This is a genomic window from Bradyrhizobium sp. 23 (assembly GCF_023073295.1).
Lineage (GTDB): Bacteria > Pseudomonadota > Alphaproteobacteria > Rhizobiales > Xanthobacteraceae > Bradyrhizobium > Bradyrhizobium canariense_D.
Map to the genome: position 1 here is coordinate 1 of NZ_JADPJF010000059.1, position 2,133 is coordinate 2,133.

Below are 2,133 nucleotides of genomic sequence, written 5' to 3' on the forward strand. Positions count from 1 at the left end.
GCATCGCCAAGCTTGCTGTCGGGCAAGACCTTCGGGGCGATTTGATCGAGCCATTCCTTGAGGGCGTTCAGGACGGGAATGCTGTGTTGCTGGCGGAAGCGGCGAATGCATTGATCTGGCGTTTCGCCTCTGTCTGGTTTTTCGTCCCGCGCCTGCCTTTCAACCCGGTAAAGCTGTTCGAAGAACCGCAGCGCCTGCTCTGGCGGGCCGCCGCCCTTCTTCCTCGCCTTGAGGGCATCGACAAAGCGCCGTCGGGAGTGGGCCATGCATCCAATGTGGGTGGTCCCTTCCAGCGTGCGCCATGCGGTATAGCCGTCACTCATCACGATGCCACGGTAATCGCCGAGGAAGGCCTGCGGGTGGATCTGGCCGCGGCCCGGCTGATAATCCAGAAGAACGATGGGCTCGTGACTGCCCTGGCCGCTGCGATAAGCCCACATGTACGATGTGCTGGTGGCTTTTTTGTCCTTCTCCTTGAGGACCTGAACCGTCGTCTCGTCGCCATGGATGAGAGGTTGCAGTCTGAGCCGCAGCTTCAGGGCGTCTGAGATGCGATGCAGATGCTTCTCGCTCGAGCCGATCACCCAGTGACCCAAAGCGCCGCGGCTGACAGGAACACCTGCGCGTTCGAAGGCCTGCGCCAGACGGTAGAGCGGCGTGCCATCGACATATTTGTGAACCAGCGCGAACGCCAGCGTTGAGGCCGTGGCAACGCTGCCCGGCAAGGGCTGCGTCGGCATCGGCGCGGTCACGACAGGGGCATTGATCCCGGTGCGATCGCAATGGCGGCACCCATATTTGAAGCGCACATTCTGTAAAACCTTCGCCTTCACCTCGATATGAAGTTGCTCGGTGACAGTCTCGCCCATGCGATGCATCTGGCCACGGCAGCAAGGACACGCCTTCTGATCGTCGGGCAGGTCATACTCGACCCGCTCACGCGGCAGGTTCGCCGGCAGCGGTCTGCGGCCGCGCTTCTTTCCCGTTGTGCTTTCGACGGGTGGCAAGCCCGTGTCCGGAAGTTCGGCGATATTGTCCGTTTCGCTGCCGGCATCATCCTCGTCGGCGGCCTGCTCGGCTTCATTGAACAGACGGTCGACGTGCTTTTCGCTGCGCGGCGCAAAACGATGCAGGCGTGCCAGCGCCAGTTCTTCCTCGAGCCTGACGACGCGCTCCGTGAGCTGACGATTCTCCACCTGCAGCGCAGCAATGCGCGCCAACAGCGCTTCGACACTCGGTTCGCCGGTTCGATTCATCGGATTCTTGAATCTGAACCGTACCGACGCGTCAACCGCTCAAGTCGAGAGCTCAGCCGGCAACCTGATATTGCCGCACCGGATGGCGGACCATCGCATCGATATCGATGCCGTCAAGGATCCAGTGCAATTGCTCGGTCGTCAGCGTGACGACCGCCTCCTGGCGGCGCGGCCATCGGAACTTGTCCTCGGTCAGCCGCTTCAGGACCAGCACAAAGCCGGACCGGTCGAAGAACAGCAACTTCATCCGGTCGCAACGGCGATTGCAGAACGCAAAAACCGCCGGAGCGAACGGATCGAGCGCCATCGTCTCCTGGACCAGAACCGCAAGGCTGTTGATGCCAGCCCGGAAGTCGATCGGCTCACGGTGCAGATAGACCTGCAGGTCACCGCCCAGTCTGAACATGGCCCAGGGCTCCGATGATCGCCGTCAATGCATCCACATCGCCGCATTCCAGCGCGACCTTCACGCCGTTCGGCAGCGACGCGCTCACTTTGGCCGGAGAACAAAAAGCTGTAGTCCCCTTGGGTTCCGACCCGCGCACTTCATCGCAAGCCGCCGGCAAACCCACCATCGCCACGCTGCTCCCCCGCGACAGGGCGCGATCGGAAGCCCCCTCAAGTTGAACCGGGATGAACGCCGATGGGGGAGACCGCGGGAGAGACCTGGTCGCGGTGTGCTTCTTGATCCATTTCCGAAGCAGGTTCGCGTTGACCCCGTGTTCGAGCGCAAGTCTCGATACCGAAACGCCAGGCTCAAGACAACTCGCGACAAGACGCTCCTTCGATGCCGCCTCGTAGCGCCGGCGACCGTTCCGACCAACAAGCCTGACCCGCAGTTTCTGATCATCGTCTGCCATCACAAGGTGTCCACCTA

General features: G+C 61.8%; 3 protein-coding genes. All 3 read right to left on the bottom strand.

The annotated features are described in order from the left end of the window. A partial coding sequence (locus IVB32_RS14860) for an IS66 family transposase (protein WP_247410650.1) occupies positions 1–1,256 on the bottom strand: 1,256 nt, incomplete at its 3' end. A 52-nt stretch (positions 1,257–1,308) separates the two neighbouring features. Continuing rightward, positions 1,309–1,662, bottom strand: coding sequence for an IS66 family insertion sequence element accessory protein TnpB (gene tnpB / locus IVB32_RS14865; RefSeq protein WP_148750250.1), 354 nt, complete (start codon positions 1,660–1,662; stop codon positions 1,309–1,311). Beyond that, positions 1,643–2,116, bottom strand: a complete 474-nt coding sequence (locus IVB32_RS14870) for a transposase (RefSeq protein ID WP_247297715.1) — start codon at positions 2,114–2,116, stop codon at positions 1,643–1,645. The genes tnpB and IVB32_RS14870 overlap by 20 nt, the downstream gene beginning before the upstream one ends. Positions 2,117–2,133 lie beyond the last annotated feature (17 nt).

Bases quoted from the DNA above. Each gene is read 5' to 3' on its own strand.
- tnpB (WP_148750250.1), bottom strand. From the start codon at position 1,662: ATGTTCAGACTGGGCGGTGACCTGCAGGTCTATCTGCACCGTGAGCCG.
- IVB32_RS14870 (WP_247297715.1), bottom strand. From the start codon at position 2,116: ATGGCAGACGATGATCAGAAACTGCGGGTCAGGCTTGTTGGTCGGAAC.